Raw genomic sequence first — 18,256 nt, forward strand, 5'->3', positions numbered from 1 at the left:
CACCGCACCGCACCGCACTGCTGGTCACTTAGGTCAGGACGCGCTGGCGCTGGCGATAACGGATGCAGAAGGTGCCGTCCGTCTGGTTTTCGATGTCAATAGCTTCGCCGTACTCGGGTTCTCCCGGGTCGACTCCGTCAAAGAGGTAGTGGCGCAGAAAAGCGCGCAGGAGCGGCGAATGAGAGACGCAGAGGTAGCGCCGCGGCTGGCGAGACAGGTCGTCGGCCAGGCTGCGCGCGAAGGTCCACAGGCGTCGCGCCGCGCACAGCGAGTCTTCGCCCGGTGGATCAGCCAGCCTGACCCAGTAGCCAATGCGGTCGGGTGTGTTCCAGAAGCCCTGCCAGAAGGGATGCCGCCCGAGGTCTTCGGCGCTGAGGCCGCAGTCGGGCGGCAGTTGCTCCAGCAGGGCGGCGGCGCTGCTGACCATCTCGACGCGCGTGCCGGCCAGGTAGAGATCGGGCGTGCGCAGGGCGTCGTTGCGCCGCGGCGCGTGGACGACAATGCGCTGCTCCGACGTGGTCATCTCGCTGGCGCGGGCGGCACAGGTGCGACTCAGCACCTCGTAGAGGACCTGAGCGGTCTCGCTGGCGCGCCGGGGTGCAGCGTGCAGGATGATCACTTCTTCTCCAGGCAGCAAGCGGACGGCCAGCGCCTCCGCCAGGCGCGCGATCTCTTGCTTGCCCTCCTCGGTCACGGGGATATCGCCGCGATGCGAGGCGACGCGCCCGTGACGCAGGAGCTGGATCATCAGCGGCGCGGGCCGCTCACTCATGGCTGCTCCTCCGGGATGAGGGCGAAGGCCCGCGCTGGGGCGCTGTCGATGCCGGCGAAGTGGTAGAAGGGGGCGAAGAACTGGCAGCGTGGCGGCAACTGCGCCAGGTTGACCAGCCCTTCAATGAGGGGAATGCCCGCCCCGAGAATGGTACGATGGACCACGAACTGATCGGCGGTCCAGCCCTGCTCACGGGCCGCCGGCTCCTCGAAGAAGTCGCAGCCGATGCTCTTGGGCTGCTTAGCGACCAACCAGCGAGCTGCCGCCTCGGTCAGGGCCGGCGAGCGTGGGAAGTAGACGGGCGTGCCGATGGCGCGCTGGGCCCAGTCGCTGCGCAAGAGCAGGATGTCGCCGGGGCGAATGGCTTCCCCGCGAGCGTGCAGGCGCTCAAGCGCGCGCTCTAGCAGCGGGACGTCGATGAGCATGCGCTCCTCAACGGGCGTCAGATCGAGGACGACGGCGCTACCGATGACGCGTTCAAGGGCCACCTGGTCGATGGCCTCGCCGCGCTCGAAGCAGTGCAGGGCCGACTCGACATGACAGCCCGTATGCAGGCTCATGGTCACCTGACCCGACTGCCAGTAGGGCCGCTCGCCCACAGCCCCTTCACCGACTTTGGTACGTACTTCAAAGTGAACGCCGATATTGGTTGACGGTGGTCCCTTGAAGCCTTCGGGGACCGCTGGCGTCAGATCGACAATTTTCGTCATAGCCTCCCTCGCCTTCGTTCTCCTCTATGGATTCCTTTTATATTTATGGGATGGGCTGCAGGCCAGCCCACCAGATGGGCAAGCCAGCCTGCATGCAGGTGGGCGCTGCTTCCTTTCCACGCGGACGAGGCTGATCAGAGCGTCCAGAAAAAGTGGCGCTCGCGGCTCTCCAGATTGGGAATGGCCTCACCCTTGACATATTGTTCGAAATGAGGGGTGGCCATATGGGCCTCGTAGGCCGCCTCGTCAGCATATTGCTCATAGATAAAGAAGAGGCGCGGGTCGTCTGGCGAGCGATGCGGCTGGTAAAAGAGACAGCCAGGCTCCTGGAGCGACAGGGGGGTCATGATCTCCAGGACGCGGCGAATGGTCTCCTCCTGACCTGGCTTGGCGCGCCAATAGGCAGCAACAATGTAGGCCATAGCTTGTGTTACGCTCCTCTCTTCTGCTGTTTTTTGCCGATGCGGTTCCGCAGAACGCCGATACCTTCGATCTCCAGCTCGACCACGTCGCCTTCGCGCAGCCAGCGATCCAGCTCCAGCCCAGAGCCGCCGGCGGCGGTGCCGGAGCCGAAGACCTCGCCAGGATAGAGGGTCTGGGCCTGGGAGGCGTAGGCGATCATGTCGGCAAAGGTGTGGTGCATATGGCCCGAGTTGTCCTCACCCCAGACCTCGCCGTTGACGCGCACGACCATGCGCAGGTTGCCCGGATCGATCTCGTCGGCGGTGACGATGCAGGGTCCCAGCACGTTGGAGCCATCCCAATCTTTGGCCTTGCACGGTCCCATGTTGACAGGCAGCTCGCGCGTCTGCACGTCGCGGGCCGACACGTCGTTCCAGATGGTGTAGCCAAAGATGTAGTGCATGGCCTCCTCTTTAGGGATGTCCTTGCCACGCCGTCCGATGACGGCGGCTAGCTCCAGCTCGTGGTCGAGGCGCTCGGTATAGGCCGGCCAGGGGATCTCTTCGTCGGGGCCGATGACGGTATCGGGCAGCCCTTTGTAGTAGGCCGGCACCGTGTACCATTCGGGGGCGATGGGTCGTCCGAGGCGCCCCATTGCATTCTTGAGGTGGCCCTCAAAGGCCAGAAAGTCGCGCAGGGAGCGAGGACGTAGCGGCGCCAGCAGGCGCGCCCCGCTGACAGGCTCTCGTCGGGCAATAGGGGTCCCGGCTTCGATGAAGGCCACCATGTCGCCTGCGAAGCCCACATCAAAGATCTGCTCTCCTTCGAGTAAGCCGACACGTGGTCCCTGGCCCGCATCGTACGTCACAAATTTCATGGTTGGCAACTCCCGATTCTCTCACACTAAGGATAACAGAGACGACATTACGAGACAGGGGCGGCTCCAGGCCCCGGTTGAGGTCGCCGTTCTTCGGCCAGCAGGGCCGCAGCGCGCTGGGCAGCCTGCACAATCTTGAGATAGCAACCACAGCGGCAGAGATTGCCCCCGAGCGCGCGCCTGATCGTCTCCTCGTCTGGCTCAGGCTCCTCCTCCAGCAGGGCCTTGATGGTCAGAATCATGCCGGGGGTGCAGTAGCCGCACTGAAAAGCCTGCACCTCTTCAAAGGCACGCTGGACGGGATGATGGCCACCGAGGCCCTCGACGGTGGTGATCTCGCAGCCCTCGGCCAGCGGCGCCAGCAGAATGCAGGTTGAGATAGGCTGGCCGTTGAGCAGAGCCGTGCAGGCGCCACAGATGCCCAGGCCGCAGGTCTCGCGTACGCTGCGCAGGCCCAGCTCGCGGCGCAGGACCTCCAGCAGCATTTCATCCGGCTCGGCCTGCACGGCGACCGGCTGGCCGTTGAGCGTGAAATGGATCTCCATTGCTGCCATGATGGCGCTCCTTCCCTTCTTCCTTCTGCCCCTCCGCCCTGGTTCAGACCGATGCGGCGCTGTGGACACTGCGGCGCTCGCTCGCTTCAAGGACGCGCTCGGGCGTGAGCGGCAGGTCGCGCACGTGGATGCCGAGCGAGAAGAGGGCATTGCCAATGGCGGCGGGCACCGGCGGCAGGGCGGTCTCGCCTAGCCCGTGGATCTCGGCGCCGGGTCGCTCGATCAGGTCGTAAGTGATGCGCGGCAGATCATCCGCCGCTGGGATGTTGTAGTCAGAGAGATTGGCGTTAGTGATCTGGCCATCGGCAAAGGTGATCTCTTCAAAGAGGGCACTGCCGAGGCCCATAATCATCGAGCCTTCGTTTTGCAATTGGGCCGCCGGCGGATTGACGATGCGCCCGGCGTAGATGGCGGTATGCAGGTGAACGACCTCCAGCTTGCCGGTCTCTTCGTCAACGTGCACCTCGGCGGCGGCGGCCCCCTGATGCCAATGGGTTGAGGCAATGCCCTGGCCTGTGTCGGGATCAAGGCCGCCTTCATTGACGCACTCGCCGTAGCCCAGCTCACCATTCTCCTTGAGCTGGCGCACAGCCTCCACTAAGGCCCGCCCCATCATATAGGTCGAGCGGCTGGAGGTAGTGCGGGTATCGTAGGGGACGATGTCGGTATCCGGTACGGGAAAGTGTACGCGCTCGACAGGCACGCCGAGCTGTTCGGCGGCCAGCATGCGGATGGCTCGCCAGGCCCCCTGGCCCATCTCGGCGGTGGCGCAGTGGACCGTGTAGCTGCCGTCCTCGTTGGCCTCGACGACGATCGAGGCCCGGCTTGGCGTCTGCATGCCCTTGAGGAGGACGGCCAGGCCCTTGCCGCGGCGTCCGCGTTGCCAGCCGATCTGCCCGGCCACTGCCTTGAGGCAGTCGGCGAAATGGACATCGTGCATGATCTCGCCCGTGCAGTAGCGATCGCCGTCAACGAGGACGTTCTTGAGGCGTAGCTCCAGCGGGTCCAGACCCAGACGCTCGGCCAGCAGATCCATCGTGCGCTCCGAGGCCCAGACGGCCTGGGTGGCCCCGTAGCCGCGGAAGGCCCCGTTAGATGGCAGGTTGGTATAGACGCAGTAGGAGTCGACCCAGACGTGAGGGATGCGATAGGGACCGGGCGAGGCGAAGCCCATTTTCTGGGCGACGCCGGGGCCGCAGTCGGCGTAGGCTCCAGTGTTGGCCCAGCACGTGACCTGCTTGGCGACCAGGGTGCCATCGCGTTTAGCTCCAAGCTTGACGTGGATGGTCGCCGGATGGCGGTTGAGGGTCAGCCATTCTTCGTCGCGCCGCAGGACGAGCTTGACGGGGCGCCCGGCTTTGCGCGCCAGTCCGGCGACGATGGCCTCGTAGCGCACGAAGGTTTTGGAGCCAAAGGCGCCGCCCATCGGCGGGGCGATGATGCGAATGCCCTCCTGGGGCAGACCAAAGATACCGGCCAGGTCCATGCGCAGGTTAAAGGGCGTCTGTGTTCCCGTCCAGACCTCCAGGCGCCCGTCGGCAGTCCAGCGCGCCAGGCAGGCATGGGGTTCCATTGGAACATGCTGGGCGCTGGGCGTGCGATAGGTCTCTTCGACGATGATCTCGGCCTCGGCAAAGCCCTGCTCGATGTCGCCGTGGCGAATGCGAAAGTGGTGGCAGACGTTGCGCTGTGGTTCGGGGCGCATGCCGAAGTAGGCGGCGTCGTTCTCGGAGATAGCCAGATCGGGATGGAGAAGCGGCGCCCCGGGCTGCATCGCTTCCACAGCGTCAAAGACTGCTGGTAGCTCTTCGTAATCAACCTCGATCAGCTCGGCGGCCTCGCGCGCGGCCCGCGGCGAGGCGGCGGCCACGGCGGCCACCGGATCGCCAATATAGAGGGCGCGCTCAACGGCCAGGACCTGCTGATCTTTCATCTGGCAGCCATAGAGACCGAGCGAGCGCACATCGTCTGGTGTCAGGGCGACGACGTCGACAGGCAGAGCAGAGGTGTCGACGCGCAGCACGCGGGCATGAGCGTAGGGCGAGCGCACAACACAGGCATAGAGCATCTCGGGTAGCTCGACATCCTGGGCGTAGCGGATGGTCCCGGTCACGCGCGGATCAGGCTCAGTATAATGGGCGTTGCCGCCTGGCTCAGGCATGGCTCTGGCTCCCTCCTCTCGCGGCAATGATCCGATTGAGTTCTTCCAGGGCCCGGCGCACTTCGACCGCGATGACGCGCCGGCGGTAGTGGGACGAGCCGCGGGCATCGCTGATGGGATCAATGGCAGCGGCGTAGCGCTCGCCGATTTCGCGCGCCAGCTCTGCCTCGATGCTTGCCTGGCCTCTGGCCAGCGCGCAGATTTCGGGAAAATACTGTGGGCGCTCGGCGACGGCGCCGACGGTGACGCGCAGGCGTCCCTCACGACGCACGGCGGCGACGGCCACGCAGGGGCGGTCTTCGCTGGAACGCGAGCGGAATTTACGGTAGATGGCCCCCTCGATTCCTCCGGGAACCTGGATTTCGGTGAGCAGCTCGTCGGGGCGCAGACTGGTCTCGTAGTGGCCGATGATCAGCTCCTCGACGGAGATCAAACGCTGACCGTGGGGACTGCGCGCGACGACGCTAGCGCCCAGAGCATGAAGCAGGGCTGGCGGGTCGGAGGCGTAGTCAGCGTCGGCCAGGACGCCCCCAACGGTGGCCTGGTTGCGGACGCGCGGACTGGCAACCAGGGCAAAGGTGCTGGCCAGCACCGGCCAGCCGCGCTGGACCAGCGGCGAGCGCTCCAGGGCGCGGTGAGTGGTCATGGCGCCGATGCGCAGCAGGGGCTTGCCGCTGGCAGTGGCATCCTCGACGCGGAGGTAGGTCAGCGCCGCTATCTGGCGCAGGGTCAGCAGGGCTGTCGGCTGCAGCAGGCCCTGATTGATCAGAATGCCGACAAAGGTGCCGCCGGCTACCACGGTCGCCTCTTCACCGTAGCGGGCGCGCAGCTCCAGGGCCTCCTCCAGGGAGGTCGGAGCAAGCCACGCAGGAATTGGTCTGGCCATAGGGCTTCCAGCTTCTTTCTAGCTCGCTCTCGCGCTCTCTTACTTGCTTGTACGTTCGTTGGCCGACAGGCGGTGCTTTGCTGCCTCTCTCGGGAGGGGTTCGGCACTGGCCGTTCCACCCGCTCGCCCGCCCCGCCCTGAGCCGGTCTCACCCCCAGGAGGGGGACCGCCGCGGCAGGGCGGGCGAGCCTGGTAAGAAAGAAGAAGAAAAAGAAGAAGCAGCGCACCGCCGCTCAGAGGGTGGTGATGGGCCGCGACTGGAGCAGATAGAGCTGTCCGTTTTCGATGGCCCACTCGATATCTTGGGGGACGCCGAACAGCTCCATCAGGTGCAGGCCCAGCTCCGTCAGGCGGCGAATCTCCTCCGGCTCAAGCACGCGCTGGGCCCCGACGATCTGTTCACGCTTCAGGCTGCCGGCGCGGTCAACGACATAGTGATCGGGGGTGACCTCGCCCGAGACGACCTGCTCGCCGAGACCAAAGACCGCCTCGATGATCAGGCGATCGCGGCGCCGGTTGACCGGGTCAACGGTAAAGAGGACGCCGGACTTTTCGGGGGCCAGCATCTTCTGCACGACGACAGCCATGCCGAGGTCGTGCAGCGAGCCTTTGCGCGCCCGGTAGAAGATGGCCCGCTCGCTGAAGAAGGAGGCCCAGCAGTCGACGACGCGGCGACAGACCTCGTCGGCTCCATGCACGTTGAGGTAGGTCTCCTGTTGGCCGGCGTAGCTGGCCGCTTCGGAATCTTCGGCGCAGGCCGAGGAGCGCACGGCGACCAGGCCATTGCCGGGCGCAAGCCGCTCGTAGGCAGCGACGATGGCTTCGCGCGGCGCTTCGGCCTGGCGTACCAGCTCCTGAGCTTCGGTGTGGCGCTGGGCCAGGGTCAGCTCTAGCAGCCGCTCGCGGTCGACCGACTGCTCCAGAACGTAGGCCGGGATGACGAAGCCCGGCGGCACCGGGAGACCCTGGGCGGTCATCGTTGCCAGGCTGGCCCCCTTGCCACCGGCCTGGCGCACGTCACAGCAGGCTTCCTCGTCAAACCAGAGGATCGCCCCCTGCTGCACTTGCTGTCGCATGATAGATGCCCTCCTTCTCTCTCGTCGCTCGCTGACTGGCAGTGCTAGCCCTCGTTCTCGATGATGCCGACGGCGCGCACAGGGGCCCCGGTGGTACCGACCCATTTGATGGGGAAGACGGCCACTTTGAAGTTGCAGGGCGGCAGCTGATCAAGATTGACCAGGTTTTCCAGGTGCCAGTAGTCCTCTTCTTTCATGACCAGGTGGGCCTCCCAGAACTGTTTGCGCTCGAACATGGCCCAGACGGGTGGGTCGAAGGTGGGGGCATCGGTCCCCATCATGCGCACGCCCTGCGAGATCAGGTAGCGAGTGGCCTCGGCGGTCATGCCGCAGTGGTCGGTGAGATAGCGCGGCTCGGTGTTGTAGGCTGAGGCGCCGGTCTGGATCAGGACGATGTCGCGCGGCTTGAGGGTGTAGTTGATTTTGGCCAGGGCCTCCTCAATGTCGGCGCGCGTGATGCCGTAGCCGTAGGGTTTGTTGCGGAAGTCAAGGACGACGCCGTCGGAGTAGCAATATTCCAGCGGGATGCCCTCGGGTCCGGGGGCATCGGGACCGCGCACGTGCTTGAGGGCATCGCAGTGGGTCCCGATGTGGTCGCCCTGGATGACGAGGTAGGAGGCCGTCAGCCAGGTGGCTCCGTACTGGGCGGCGCCGATGCCTTCGGCGAATTCTTGCCAGGTCTCGTACATCAGCAGGGCCGGCGGGACGACGCGCGGGAAGGTCATCATGCCCTTGTGCACCGGCATCGAGAGATCGACAAGGCGGGTCATGCGTGTTCTCCTTTCAAGACCAGTTCCCCGAAGAATTCGACATGCTGGCGCAGCAGGCGGCCTGCCAGGTCACCGTCGCCGGCGCGCAGCGCTTCCAGAATGGGACGGTGCATGTCGGCCAGGTGGTGCGGCTCGATTTCGGTTTTGACGACGCTGATAAGGGTGCGGGCCTCGATGCGCAGCGAGCGCCAGACTTCCTGCAGGACGCGGTTGCCGCAGGCGTCGACGATCAGGCGATGGAAGGCGACGTCGTGGCAGACCTGGGCATAGAGGTCGCCGTCGTCGGCAGCGCGGTGCATGGCGGCGATCTCGGCCTCCAGGGCGCTGACGTCGCCGGCCAGACGGGCCGCCGCCGTCCGGGCCGCCACCTCTTCGATGGCAGCGCGGACGGGGTAGACTTCGGCCAGTTCCTGCTGCGAGACGGCTCGCACGCGCGCGCCGCGGTAGGGGACCGACTCGACGAAGCCGAGGGCCTCTAGCTCGCGCAGGGATTCGCGCACTGGTGCTTGACTGGTGCCGAATTCCTGGGCGATCTGCAGCTCGATCAGACGGTCGCCGGGTCGGTACTCGCCCTGCAGGATGCGCGTGAGCAGGATCTCTTTGATCTGCTGGCGCAGGCTCTTGCGTGTCAGCGTCAAGCAAGGACCTCCACTACGCCGGTGGCACCGTTGACGCGGATGCGGTCGCCCGTCTTGATGCGCTGGGTGGCGTCGGAGGTGCCAACCACTGCCGGGATGCCGAACTCGCGCGAGACGACCGCCGGGTGCGAGGTCACGCCGCCGGCGTCGGTGACCAGACCAACGATGCGCGTGAAGAGGACGACCCAGGCGGGATTTGTCATACGGCAGACGAGGATGTCGCCTTCGCGTACCTGATCGAATTGCTCCAGCGAGAGGACGACGCGCGCCGGTCCTTCGATGACGCCGGGCGAGGCGGCCAGGCCGCGGATCTCGTCGCTCTTCTGGGCTGGCTGCTTGTAGAATTTCTCCGGGAAGCCCCAGAGGGCGTTGTAGGGGAAGGCCAGGGCCGTCTTGGTGGCGGTGCCGACCCATTCGCGCGGGCGAATGTTGTAGGCGCGCTCGCGCTCGTCGCGCCGCTGCGAGACCAGTTCGCGGGCGGGAACGGCGCCGGGATTGGTCATGAGCAGGCGCAGCTCGTTGTAGTGCAGGTACATGACGTCTTCGGGGTCGTCGAGCAGTTTGGCCTGAACCAGCTTCTTGCCGATGGCGATGAGCACCAGGCGCAGGCGGGCATTGGTCCCCTGGTCAATGTAGAAGTGGTGATCAGGGGTGAGTGGGTTCATGCGCAGCGAGAGGTCAAGGGCCTGCTGCAGGCGCTCGCGCCCTTCGCCGGGCGGGACGTCGTCCATCAGTTCGTGAATGGCGCGGTCGAGGTCTTCGCGTACGCCCTGGATGGTGCGCGGATAGTCGTAGTCGGTCTCCAGGTAGCCGCGCAGGATCTCGATGATCGGGGTGGCCTGCTCCTTCCAGGTGGGGAAGGCAAATTCGTGGGACCAGATCGATTTGTAGCCAAATTCTTGCTGATAGGGTTCGATGCGCTCGCGAATGAGCTGCTGGCCGCGCGAGGATTGTTGTAGGGCGCGCCAGATGTCGGCGGCGGTTTCGCCGCGCTTGAAGAGCTGGCGCAGGTCGTCGTCGGCCTTGATCTCTTCTTTGATGCGCCAGAGGGCCTCGATGGAGTCCCAGTTACGGTCGGCCAGCGAGCTTTGCAGGCGCCCCATCAGGTTGGGGTCGACCTGGCCTTTGATTTCTTGGATGAGGGCGTTGAGGTTGAGGGTCGAAGAGAACTGGGCAAAGTTGAGCATCCAGTGGATTTTCCAGTGGCGGTCGTGGATGTCGATGGCGTCCTCCAGGAGGACGGCTAGCTCGACGAGGCTGGCGTGCTCGGTATCGTAGTTGTCGAGATAGGCAAAGTTGCGCTCCATTTCGGGGCGCAGGCGCTGCTGCCACCAGTCAAGGAAGTTGTGGGCGTAGTGGGGCAGGACGGCGTTCATGTAGGCGCCGATTTTCTGGGGATAGTCGGGATCGCGGGGGACGCGCGGGACGTAGCGCGCCTGGTATTCGGTGGCTTCGGAGTGCAATGCAGAGTCGGCAGGTACGGCGGCGGTGTAGACGTAGCCGTTGATGTTCTTGGCAATCCAGTCGCTGGCGAAGGGGGTGCCGAAGCGGCGGAACATGTGGTCGCAGGTGAGCCACCAGCCGCCGATGTCGAAGAACATGGGCGAGACGGGGTTAGGGATGTGCAGGTCGTCGTAGATCCAGAATAGTTCTTGCTCGCCCTCTTCCCAGGTGATGGGGAAACTTTCGTCGCCGTAGAATGTGCCCAGGACTTCGTCGTTGCTGCTCATAAAATAAGCCTTCCTCTCTGAAAACGGGTCCCGACCTCGGGCACAAGGCTGATTGGCTGCTGCACAGCGCTGGGCTGGCGCGCTCTCTGGCTATCCTGCCGGCCCTGGTCGGGTCTGAGCGTTCCTCGCGCTGAACGCTGGCCGGTCCGTGTGGCGCGTGCACACGGCTGGCGCACTTAGAAGCATGCAAGGAGTAAGAGCAGGTCCAGGCTAGCCAGGCCGGCACGTGTCTCTGTGCCGCTGCTCTCTATCAAGAATAAATTATCGATAAACGAAAGTCAAGCGGGTGAGGGGGGAAGGTCGGCGCCCAAGAGGGAGAGCGGTGGGGAGCCAGCCAGACCGCCCGCCAGGTCTATAGGCGAGAGGCAGCCAGGGATGGCTTGGCGTTGCTTGACGGGAGACGCTCGGGGATGTTATGCTCACAGTGGGCGGCCTCGCTTTGAGCAGCCCATCTAGTAGGAAGAGGCCTGTGCCTTCAGTAAGGATGATGAGGAGATTGTCGCATGCTAAGTCGGGAGGAAGTTGAGCAACTGATCGATCAGAAGCTAGCACCACTACAAGAGGAGATCGCGATGCTCAAAGCTGAGCTGGGCAAAGTCGATCTCCTGGCCCTTGATCATCGTAATATGCGCCAGGCGCTGACGCGCATTGAGACCGCCCAGGAGAGTCTGAAGCTCGATTTCGAGCGCCAGGAGAAGCGCCTGATCCGCTTTGAGGAACGGACGCTTCGCTTCCAGGAGGAAGCAATGCAGCGTTTTTCTGCGCTTCAAGCCGATAATGCTACGCTCAAAGAGCAGATGGCGCTCGTAATTAGCATGCTGCGCCGCGTGCTTCCCTCAGATCAGTAGGGTTGCTGATCCTTCTTCTCTCTCACACGGCGACAGGCGCCGGACGGCGCGGCGGCTCGTTCGCTAGTGTTGCTTCTGCGCTGGCCGTGTGAGCCTCGGAGAGCAGGGCAGGAGCGACCCATCTACCGTCTATGGCCTGGCCTACGCCGGCAGTCGTTGCGGTTTCCTCCCATTGCTGACCGCTGGCTTGCGCTCACTGAATTACTCGCCTCACTCACATGCTTCGCCCTCTTCAGCACAGGGCAGTGACCTGCCAGTACTGCAGGGTCGAGCCATCTTGGACCCACGAACTAAAAATATCCTTTGCTCTCCTAGAGAGAGAAATATTCCTCAAGTCATTGTTGCCGTTGGTGCTCGTCGCTTCGAGCATCTCGGCACCCGGGATCTCACGCAGCGATCCTCGAATGGCTTTTCATGCGTCTCCAGGGCCATAGTGGCTGGCATCATTACCGCGCAAAAACGGTCACTGATGACCGCTTTTTTGGGATGCTCGAAAAAGCTTGACAGAGGCCGCTCCAGATGCTACATTAGAGAGGGTGCTGTCAGAAAGACCCTTTAGCCCGTTTAGGGATTAGAACTGGTAATTTCCTCTGCTCCCTGGTCCAGAAATCTTCCCAGTCAGAAAGACCCTTTAGCCCGTTTAGGGATTAGAACCGGCACAAGGAGATCGTCCCGATGCGACAGCGCTTGGTCAGAAAGACCCTTTAGCCCGTTTAGGGATTAGAACATCAGCCGCTGGGGTATACCGATGCACAATAGCTGGCGTCAGAAAGCCCCTTTAGCCCGTTTAGGGATTAGAACGATCGTTAACACGGTACCGATCGCTAAGCCCTGGCTATTGTCAGAAAGCCCCTTTAGCCCGTTTAGGGATTAGAACCCATCAACTCACGCAGATCCTCAGCCAGAGCACAGCGTCAGAAAGCTCCTTTAGCCCGGTTTGGGATTAGAATGAGCAGCGCGAGGTCAAAGCGCTGGTTATCAGTGCGTCAGCAAGCCGCTTTAGCCCGGTTTGGGACTGGAACATCAAGGAGACTAGAGGGCCTGCCTGGAAGCTGAGATCAAGCTTCAGCCTCTTGCTTCCCCTCCCTTTGGCCTGGCATCCCAGGCAGGCCCCATCTTCATTACAGAAGCTGCTTGCCTCGCCCGGCCTGGTCTAGAGAGTGCGCCCGCGCCCGCGTCCCGGCTGGTTCAGCAACAACCGCAGGCGCGCCACCTCCGGCGCACTGCCAAACGGCGAAGCCGCCAGCTGCTCCACGAGCCGGCGCGCCCGGTCCAGATTCACCTGACTACGGATCGCGTGCGCCACAGGTACCGCCTCCAGGCCCAGCGCCGCCGCCTGCTCATACTCGCCCAGCCGCGCATAGGCCTCCGCCGCCAACAGCTCTGCATAGACATTGGCGCGCGTCATACCGCTCAACTGGCGCGTTGGCAGACTATCCAACGCCTCCCGAGGCCAGTTGAGCGCCAACAGCACCGCGGCCCGATCAATCTGAAAACGCTCCCTACTCAAAGGCAGATGATAGTGATGATCTCCTCCCGAGCCAGCCAGGGCCTCGCCCAGCCAGGCAGCCGCCTCATCCAATAGCACCAGTACCCTGCCTGGCCGGCGTTGCGCCTCCTCTGTCCGCGCCTGAGCCAGAGCGCCGCGCAGCAAGAGCGCGACCCGCAAATCCGCCGGCAGGTTCGGCAACAGCCGGCGGACCCGCAGCTCATCCTGTAACGCCCGCTCAATCTGACCAAACTCGATCAGGGCCGTCATCCGCCGGTAGAGCGCAAAGGCCAGCAATGTCTCCTGCTGCAGCGAATTGGCCCAACCAACAGCCTTGTTGAGATGCTCCAGCGCTCGCTGCGGCTGCTGCTCATCGCGCAGTACCGAACCCGCCAGTGTGTGATAACCCACCAGCAAGCGTTTGAGGTGTGGCTGATCTCCTCTGGCAAACGGCAACGCCTCATACAGCCCGCCCAGGGTGGTCTCAACCACTGGCAGCTCCGGGCCAGCGGTACTGAGGTCCCCTTTGCGATTCAAGGCGGACAAACGTCGTGCCACCTGCTCCATATCAATGGCTGGACGGCTGATCACCGCAGGAGCTTGCAGCGTTGCAGTCTGCTGCCTCACACCCGGCAGCTCCGCCAGGCCCAACAGGACAGGAGGAATGGCCAGGATCTCTGCAAGAAATCGTCGTCGAGAGAAACTGTCAAAGCCTTCGTCGTGATGCTCCATGAGGTTCACATACCTTTCAGTGACGCCCAGCGCCCGCGCCAGGTCGGCTTGGGTCCAGCGCTTGCCATCAGGACGCCGCTTCAGACGCCGATAGTGACGGACCACCTGCCCCGGGCGAGGAAGGTGATCAGGCCCCGCCTCAAAAGGCGGATAGCCAAGCTGTACCCACCAGGGACAACCGCCAGCGCGATCAGGACAGCTCCCCAGCGATTCAGACGTAGCAGCCATTGCTATCAGGCGCTCCTTTCCCTCTGCGGAAAACAGGGAAGCCACGTAAACGCTAGAGCCAGTATACGGAGGGAAGGAGAGCAACGCAAGAGCTTCCGAAGGAAAAGCAGAACCAGGAGTTCATCATCTCTTGATAGCGAGACTAGACCAGTGAAAAAGGCGAGCGATTGCTTTGACAATCGATGGCAAGGATCGATTCCCACTCTCGGGAACCATTGGGGGAAGCGCACTGAGGTCGTGGTAGGTGGCAGTCTCGTCAGCTCTGTCCTCATGCCCACGCCTGGCCTGCCTGGAGCCAGATATCCTCTTGCTCCCTTTGCTCCCGCTTCTCTCGCCAGGCCGGCCACCGACGGCAAAGGCTCTGCATGCTTACAGCGCGCGCCCGCGCCAGATCGGCCTGGGTCCAGTGCCTGCCGTCAGGGCGCCGCTTCAGACGCCGGTAGTAGCGGATCACCTGGCCCGGGCGAGGCCAGCCGTCAGGTCCTTTCTCGAAAGAAGGATAGCCAAGCTCTACCCACCAGGAGAGAGCCGAGGCATCAGCCGGATCGGGAGACTGCCGCTCCGCAGACGGCGACATTCTGTTCTCTCCTTCCATTCCCAGAAACACCATGTTCTTCCAGAGAGGGAGCTATCTTCAGTATAGAGAATATCCGGCGCATAGGCAATGACCAGGCAAGTCTGACCAGAAGTGCAACTTCAACCTCGGACTAACTATCGGAAAGAGGACAAGCGATACCCCTTGTGGTTGGTCACATGGTGGTCCTGCCCGACTACCACCTCGCTGATGCCGGCGATCTTCTGCCGCACCTCCTGCTCACTCGTCTCCGGCTTCGGCCTGAGCAATACCACGTACAGTATCATAGGCTGTCTGATCGCCTCTTAAGAGCCTGGTCATTGGAAGCGCTGGGGAGCACAACAGTGCAGGGAGCCTGGCATCTGGCCGGTCATAATGAAGGCATTCATCGCCTGGGCTGTCAACGCGCTCCAGAGCAGCCCAAAGCTGCCATGCCCGCATCTGAGCTTTGGCAATTGCTCCCTATCTTTATGCAAGCATAGCTTGCCGCTCCTCACTTAATTCCCTGACAGCTTGTACAGAGTCGTATTTTTTCTTCAGAGCAGCCAGAACGCTATCCGCCTGCTCTAGGGCAGGCGGACTGCCCATTGCTTTGACCTGTCGATACAGCTCCCGCAGCTCTTTCGCGCATGCTTCCACCTCGCCCAGCAGCAAATAGGCCCGCGCCCAATCCAGCGGCATCCAGGCAGCCACGCGCGTGCCCTGCTCTCGCTCAAGTACCCGCTTTATCTCCTCACGCAAGGCCAGCGTCTGGCGAGGCTGCCCGAGCAGTAGATAGCCCGCGCTGCGCTCAGCCAGAATGTTACCTAGCGTGTAGTAGACCTGGTCAGGGTCCTCGATAAAATCCTTCGCCAGGACGTGACTTAAACGCAGAGCCGTGTCGTTCGCTCTCAGAAAACGCCGCTCTTCTCCCGCACGGGCATAGGCTCGACTCAAGTAGGAATGAACAAGCACGCTCCAGGCCTTCGAAGCCTCTAGAGCACAATCACAGGCCTCTTCCAGATACTGGATGCCATGCTGTGTCTCGCCTCGACGATCGTACTCGACGCCCAGATTCATGAGAGCATGGGCCAGTACCGCCGGATCATTGAGCTGCCGGGCGAACTGCTCCATCTGTTGGTAGTAAGCAAGCGCTTGCTGATAGTGTCCGGCATCAACAGCCAGTACCCCCCGAATACAGTGATAGTCAGCCAGGAGGTGCCCGAAACGAGCTTGATCCCGCTGCAGTAATGGGGATATTTCTTGCTGGAGTGCATCGAGCCACGATCCCAGGCGGGCCAGCACCTGACGAGCCTCCCTTAAAAGGGCCGCTTTGCGCAGTTGCCAGATCTGCCGTACCGTCAGCTCCATCAGATCGAAACAGCGAGTGAACGGGGATGCGCCGCTCAGGGCACCGCTGAGCGGATCATACTCACTCAGTCCCACACGCCACAGCGGAATATTGAGTAAACCACAGACCTTGCGCAGCGTCGCCTGATCTTCAATGCGCTTGCGCCCACGTTCAATATCCTGAATGTACTTCCAGCTCACTCCTTCGCCGCCCCCAAATCGGGCATGTCGTGGCCAGTGAGCGGCAAGCTCAGCCTGGGTCATGCCTGCACGCTCACGATATTCGCGAATGAGGCGTCCAATTTGATCCATCTCACCCTTCTTTCACCACATTGCACCGCCCTCAAAGGAGGTGCACAGGATGGCTCTTTCAGCCCGCGCCACCCCCACCGAGGTTGGTGTAAAACAAGATCTTCATACGCTATCCTTGTCTGTAGATCACAAGTAATGCTCCCTTTACATTCTACCATAGAACCTTATCAAAGAAGAGTCAGGTACACAAGAGTAAGAGCCTCATGCAAGAGAGGAGCTGTAGTACATGGAATAGAACATGTCAGCGGAAGGAGGGCTTTTAGCACGTTGGCTTTCTTCACCCATCCTGCTGCCCGCGCCAGGTCGGCCTGGGCCCAGCACCTGCCATCAGGGCGCCGCTTCAGACGCCGGTAGTAGCGGATCACCTGGCTCGGGCGAGACCACTCAGCAGCAGCCGCCACCGCAGGAGACTGCTGCCTGGAAGGCAGATGCATCCAGAAATGGAATTTCAGCTTCGGCCCAGCTACATAGCACAGGTCAGGAGCGGCCTCTTAGGATAGAAGCAGACCAATAAACAAGAGAAGACTGTGCCCGCCCTGGCCCCTGAATGCTTCAGTTCTACATCCTAAGTAAGCAAATAAGCTCTTATTGGAGAGAAGAGAGAGGAAGGAGATCAGATGTTTGTCCGTCTCCCTCGTTGGACCCCAGATCCTTGCAGGCCAGCCTCTTCCTGGGGACCTCCTCGCCCGCTGCTTCTACCAGGGAGCAAAGAGATCCTCCAGCGCCCCAATCTGCCGCTCATGCGGCCAGCGCTCCCGCAGACGCTCATAGACCTCTGCCAGCTTGTTGAAGTAGAGCCGCGACCCCAGCCGGCGCGCCAACTGCACCGCCTCAGCCACCACGCTGCCGCCAGTCTACTCGTAACAGCCCAGCGCTATCCCCAGGCGCTCAACCGGCGGCAGCCTTGGACCCGCTACCTGCCTGAGCCTCCCATACAACCGCTTCAGCTCCCCTTCATATTTGCGCGACCCCATTTGTCGCGCCGCCTCCAGCGCTTGCAGAGCCGCCCGCGCACTCCCCTCTACCTCCCCAGCCGCCAGCTCCAGCTCCGCCTCCGTCAGGGCAAAGTGCACCTGCCACACCCGCAGCTCTGGCGTGAACTGCTTCCAGGCCGCCAGCAGCTCCTGCCTTGCCTCCCTCAGCAACTCCGGGCGTTGGCGCTGCCGAGCGAGCAGCAGCAGCAACTTGGCCCGATCATGATGCACTCCCGCCAGGTTGAGCTTGAGAAACGAGCCATCCGGCTCGATCCGCCGCTTGTACACCAGCGTGAGCGCCTGCTCCTGCCAACGACGTACCTGCCGCTCATCTTGCTCATCAGCAACCCCTGCCGCCGCCACTGTTGCAGCAGCCATCAGCAAGAGGTTGCCTTGCAAGGGCGGCTGAGCTTGGTCGAGGTGCTGCAAGGATGCCAGCGCCAACTGTCTGGCCAGACCATGACGGCCTTGCTCATGCTGCACATCAGCACGCATCGACAATGCATGAGCTTGCAGGGCTGGGAGATCCAGCATTTGCGCCAGGCGCAGCGCCTGAGCATTGTAGCGCAGTGCCCCCTGCCGATGACTCCCCTCCTGCCCTCGATGCCGCTCGATCTGCACCGCCAACAGATAGTATCGCCCCAACAACTCACGCCACGCCTCCTGCTCCGGTCCCACCGGCACCCTCTCCACTATCCCCTCCAACTTCCTCAGCCGCCTCTCCATCCGATCCGCCACCACCAACAATCTCCCCTCATAGAACAGCTCCCACCCCAGGGCCAGCGTGTCCTCATAGTGATAGTAGCTATCTGCCTCCATCCTCTCTGCTGCACTCAGCAGCCCCTCTTCATATCCCTGCGGCTCCTGCTCCCCGTAAACCTGGTACCACGTCAGTCCCAGCAACACTGGGGGAATCCTGAGCACCTTCGCCAGAAAAATGCGTCGTCCTGTGTCGCTGATCACGTCGCTCATCTCCCATTCGCGCACCGTGCGCCAACTGACACCGATGGCCTCCGCAAAAGCCTGCTGCGTCCAGTACCTCCGTCTCCGATAATCTGCCAGCACCTCGCCCATATGTGGCGAGTTGTAGGGACCAGGCGTATACCGCCCGTAGCGGTACCACCACAGCTCTCCGTCCTGCATATCACAACCATCCTTTCCCCACCCTGCAGGCAGCCTCATTGTAGCATCGGC

The 18,256-nt window shown here is 62.8% G+C and carries 18 protein-coding genes; 1 reads left to right on the forward strand and 17 read right to left on the reverse strand.

The features are described 5' to 3' along the window. Positions 1 to 28 precede the first annotated feature (28 nt). From N688_RS16820 to N688_RS16870, 11 genes are all read right to left on the reverse strand, one after another. Complete coding sequence (locus N688_RS16820; RefSeq protein ID WP_052890361.1) at positions 29 to 772, reverse strand: histidine phosphatase family protein; 744 nt, start codon at positions 770 to 772, stop codon at positions 29 to 31. After that, positions 769 to 1,482: a cyclase family protein gene (locus N688_RS16825; protein WP_052890362.1), complete on the reverse strand. Its 714-nt coding sequence runs from the start codon at positions 1,480 to 1,482 to the stop codon at positions 769 to 771. Before N688_RS16825 ends, N688_RS16820 begins: the two co-directional genes overlap by 4 nt. Before the next feature lie 134 nt (positions 1,483 to 1,616). Next, the gene (locus N688_RS16830; RefSeq protein WP_052890363.1) at positions 1,617 to 1,904 is read right to left on the reverse strand and encodes a putative quinol monooxygenase; all 288 of its coding nucleotides are present in this window, start codon (positions 1,902 to 1,904) and stop codon (positions 1,617 to 1,619) included. An 8-nt stretch (positions 1,905 to 1,912) separates the two neighbouring features. Continuing rightward, positions 1,913 to 2,761, reverse strand: a complete 849-nt coding sequence (locus tag N688_RS16835; RefSeq protein WP_052890364.1) for a fumarylacetoacetate hydrolase family protein — start codon at positions 2,759 to 2,761, stop codon at positions 1,913 to 1,915. Between the two features lie 47 nt (positions 2,762 to 2,808). After that, complete coding sequence (locus N688_RS16840) at positions 2,809 to 3,315, reverse strand: (2Fe-2S)-binding protein (RefSeq protein WP_052890365.1); 507 nt, start codon at positions 3,313 to 3,315, stop codon at positions 2,809 to 2,811. A gap of 43 nt (positions 3,316 to 3,358) precedes the next feature. Next, positions 3,359 to 5,476, reverse strand: coding sequence for a xanthine dehydrogenase family protein molybdopterin-binding subunit (locus tag N688_RS16845; protein ID WP_052890366.1), 2,118 nt, complete (start codon positions 5,474 to 5,476; stop codon positions 3,359 to 3,361). Beyond that, a complete protein-coding gene (locus N688_RS16850; RefSeq protein ID WP_052890367.1) occupies positions 5,469 to 6,362 on the reverse strand; it encodes an FAD binding domain-containing protein in 894 nt (297 codons plus the stop codon). Before N688_RS16850 ends, N688_RS16845 begins: the two co-directional genes overlap by 8 nt. A 233-nt stretch (positions 6,363 to 6,595) precedes the next feature. Then, positions 6,596 to 7,438 (reverse strand): PEP/pyruvate-binding domain-containing protein, encoded by an 843-nt coding sequence (locus N688_RS16855; RefSeq protein ID WP_052890368.1) that lies wholly within the window; start codon positions 7,436 to 7,438, stop codon positions 6,596 to 6,598. Positions 7,439 to 7,482: 44 nt separating this feature from the next. Then, positions 7,483 to 8,208, reverse strand: a complete 726-nt coding sequence (locus tag N688_RS16860; RefSeq protein WP_052890369.1) for a cyclase family protein — start codon at positions 8,206 to 8,208, stop codon at positions 7,483 to 7,485. Beyond that, positions 8,205 to 8,846: a GntR family transcriptional regulator gene (locus N688_RS16865; RefSeq protein WP_052890370.1), complete on the reverse strand. Its 642-nt coding sequence runs from the start codon at positions 8,844 to 8,846 to the stop codon at positions 8,205 to 8,207. The genes N688_RS16860 and N688_RS16865 overlap by 4 nt, the downstream gene beginning before the upstream one ends. After that, positions 8,843 to 10,576, reverse strand: a complete 1,734-nt coding sequence (locus N688_RS16870) for a PEP-utilizing enzyme (protein ID WP_052890371.1) — start codon at positions 10,574 to 10,576, stop codon at positions 8,843 to 8,845. Before N688_RS16870 ends, N688_RS16865 begins: the two co-directional genes overlap by 4 nt. A gap of 503 nt (positions 10,577 to 11,079) precedes the next feature. On the opposite strand from N688_RS16870, the gene N688_RS16875 reads away from it, so the two are divergent. After that, positions 11,080 to 11,424: a hypothetical protein gene (locus N688_RS16875; protein ID WP_052890372.1), complete on the forward strand. Its 345-nt coding sequence runs from the start codon at positions 11,080 to 11,082 to the stop codon at positions 11,422 to 11,424. A gap of 1,153 nt (positions 11,425 to 12,577) precedes the next feature. Here N688_RS16875 and N688_RS16880 read toward each other — a convergent pair. From N688_RS16880 to N688_RS16900, 6 genes are all read right to left on the reverse strand, one after another. Then, the gene (locus N688_RS16880; RefSeq protein WP_052890373.1) at positions 12,578 to 13,873 is read right to left on the reverse strand and encodes a helix-turn-helix domain-containing protein; all 1,296 of its coding nucleotides are present in this window, start codon (positions 13,871 to 13,873) and stop codon (positions 12,578 to 12,580) included. Between the two features lie 268 nt (positions 13,874 to 14,141). Further along, a complete protein-coding gene (locus N688_RS16885) occupies positions 14,142 to 14,450 on the reverse strand; it encodes a hypothetical protein (protein WP_052890374.1) in 309 nt (102 codons plus the stop codon). Positions 14,451 to 14,584: 134 nt separating this feature from the next. Next, positions 14,585 to 14,734: a hypothetical protein gene (locus N688_RS22950; RefSeq protein ID WP_156025479.1), complete on the reverse strand. Its 150-nt coding sequence runs from the start codon at positions 14,732 to 14,734 to the stop codon at positions 14,585 to 14,587. Between the two features lie 181 nt (positions 14,735 to 14,915). Next, positions 14,916 to 16,088, reverse strand: coding sequence for a helix-turn-helix domain-containing protein (locus N688_RS16895; RefSeq protein ID WP_052890376.1), 1,173 nt, complete (start codon positions 16,086 to 16,088; stop codon positions 14,916 to 14,918). 695 nt (positions 16,089 to 16,783) lie between these two features. Beyond that, positions 16,784 to 16,930: a hypothetical protein gene (locus tag N688_RS22955; RefSeq protein WP_156025480.1), complete on the reverse strand. Its 147-nt coding sequence runs from the start codon at positions 16,928 to 16,930 to the stop codon at positions 16,784 to 16,786. 12 nt (positions 16,931 to 16,942) lie between these two features. Then, positions 16,943 to 18,205 carry a helix-turn-helix domain-containing protein gene (locus N688_RS16900; RefSeq protein ID WP_052890377.1) on the reverse strand — a complete coding sequence of 421 codons (1,263 nt, stop codon included), beginning with the start codon at positions 18,203 to 18,205 and terminating at the stop codon, positions 16,943 to 16,945. Between the last annotated feature and the right edge of the window lie 51 nt (positions 18,206 to 18,256).

The sequence above is a fragment of the Thermogemmatispora carboxidivorans genome (assembly GCF_000702505.1).
GTDB lineage: Bacteria > Chloroflexota > Ktedonobacteria > Ktedonobacterales > Ktedonobacteraceae > Thermogemmatispora > Thermogemmatispora carboxidivorans.

Bases quoted from the DNA above. Each gene is read 5' to 3' on its own strand.
- N688_RS16830 (WP_052890363.1), bottom strand. From the start codon at position 1,904: ATGGCCTACATTGTTGCTGCCTATTGGCGCGCCAAGCCAGGTCAGGAG.
- N688_RS16860 (WP_052890369.1), bottom strand. From the start codon at position 8,208: ATGACCCGCCTTGTCGATCTCTCGATGCCGGTGCACAAGGGCATGATG.
- N688_RS16870 (WP_052890371.1), bottom strand. From the start codon at position 10,576: ATGAGCAGCAACGACGAAGTCCTGGGCACATTCTACGGCGACGAAAGT.
- N688_RS16885 (WP_052890374.1), bottom strand. From the start codon at position 14,450: ATGTCGCCGTCTGCGGAGCGGCAGTCTCCCGATCCGGCTGATGCCTCG.
- N688_RS16875 (WP_052890372.1), top strand. From the start codon at position 11,080: ATGCTAAGTCGGGAGGAAGTTGAGCAACTGATCGATCAGAAGCTAGCA.
- N688_RS16900 (WP_052890377.1), bottom strand. From the start codon at position 18,205: ATGCAGGACGGAGAGCTGTGGTGGTACCGCTACGGGCGGTATACGCCT.
- N688_RS16845 (WP_052890366.1), bottom strand. From the start codon at position 5,476: ATGCCTGAGCCAGGCGGCAACGCCCATTATACTGAGCCTGATCCGCGC.
- N688_RS22950 (WP_156025479.1), bottom strand. From the start codon at position 14,734: ATGATACTGTACGTGGTATTGCTCAGGCCGAAGCCGGAGACGAGTGAG.
- N688_RS16840 (WP_052890365.1), bottom strand. From the start codon at position 3,315: ATGGCAGCAATGGAGATCCATTTCACGCTCAACGGCCAGCCGGTCGCC.
- N688_RS16835 (WP_052890364.1), bottom strand. From the start codon at position 2,761: ATGAAATTTGTGACGTACGATGCGGGCCAGGGACCACGTGTCGGCTTA.
- N688_RS16895 (WP_052890376.1), bottom strand. From the start codon at position 16,088: ATGGATCAAATTGGACGCCTCATTCGCGAATATCGTGAGCGTGCAGGC.
- N688_RS16855 (WP_052890368.1), bottom strand. From the start codon at position 7,438: ATGCGACAGCAAGTGCAGCAGGGGGCGATCCTCTGGTTTGACGAGGAA.
- N688_RS16850 (WP_052890367.1), bottom strand. From the start codon at position 6,362: ATGGCCAGACCAATTCCTGCGTGGCTTGCTCCGACCTCCCTGGAGGAG.
- N688_RS16820 (WP_052890361.1), bottom strand. From the start codon at position 772: ATGAGTGAGCGGCCCGCGCCGCTGATGATCCAGCTCCTGCGTCACGGG.
- N688_RS16825 (WP_052890362.1), bottom strand. From the start codon at position 1,482: ATGACGAAAATTGTCGATCTGACGCCAGCGGTCCCCGAAGGCTTCAAG.
- N688_RS16880 (WP_052890373.1), bottom strand. From the start codon at position 13,873: ATGGCTGCTACGTCTGAATCGCTGGGGAGCTGTCCTGATCGCGCTGGC.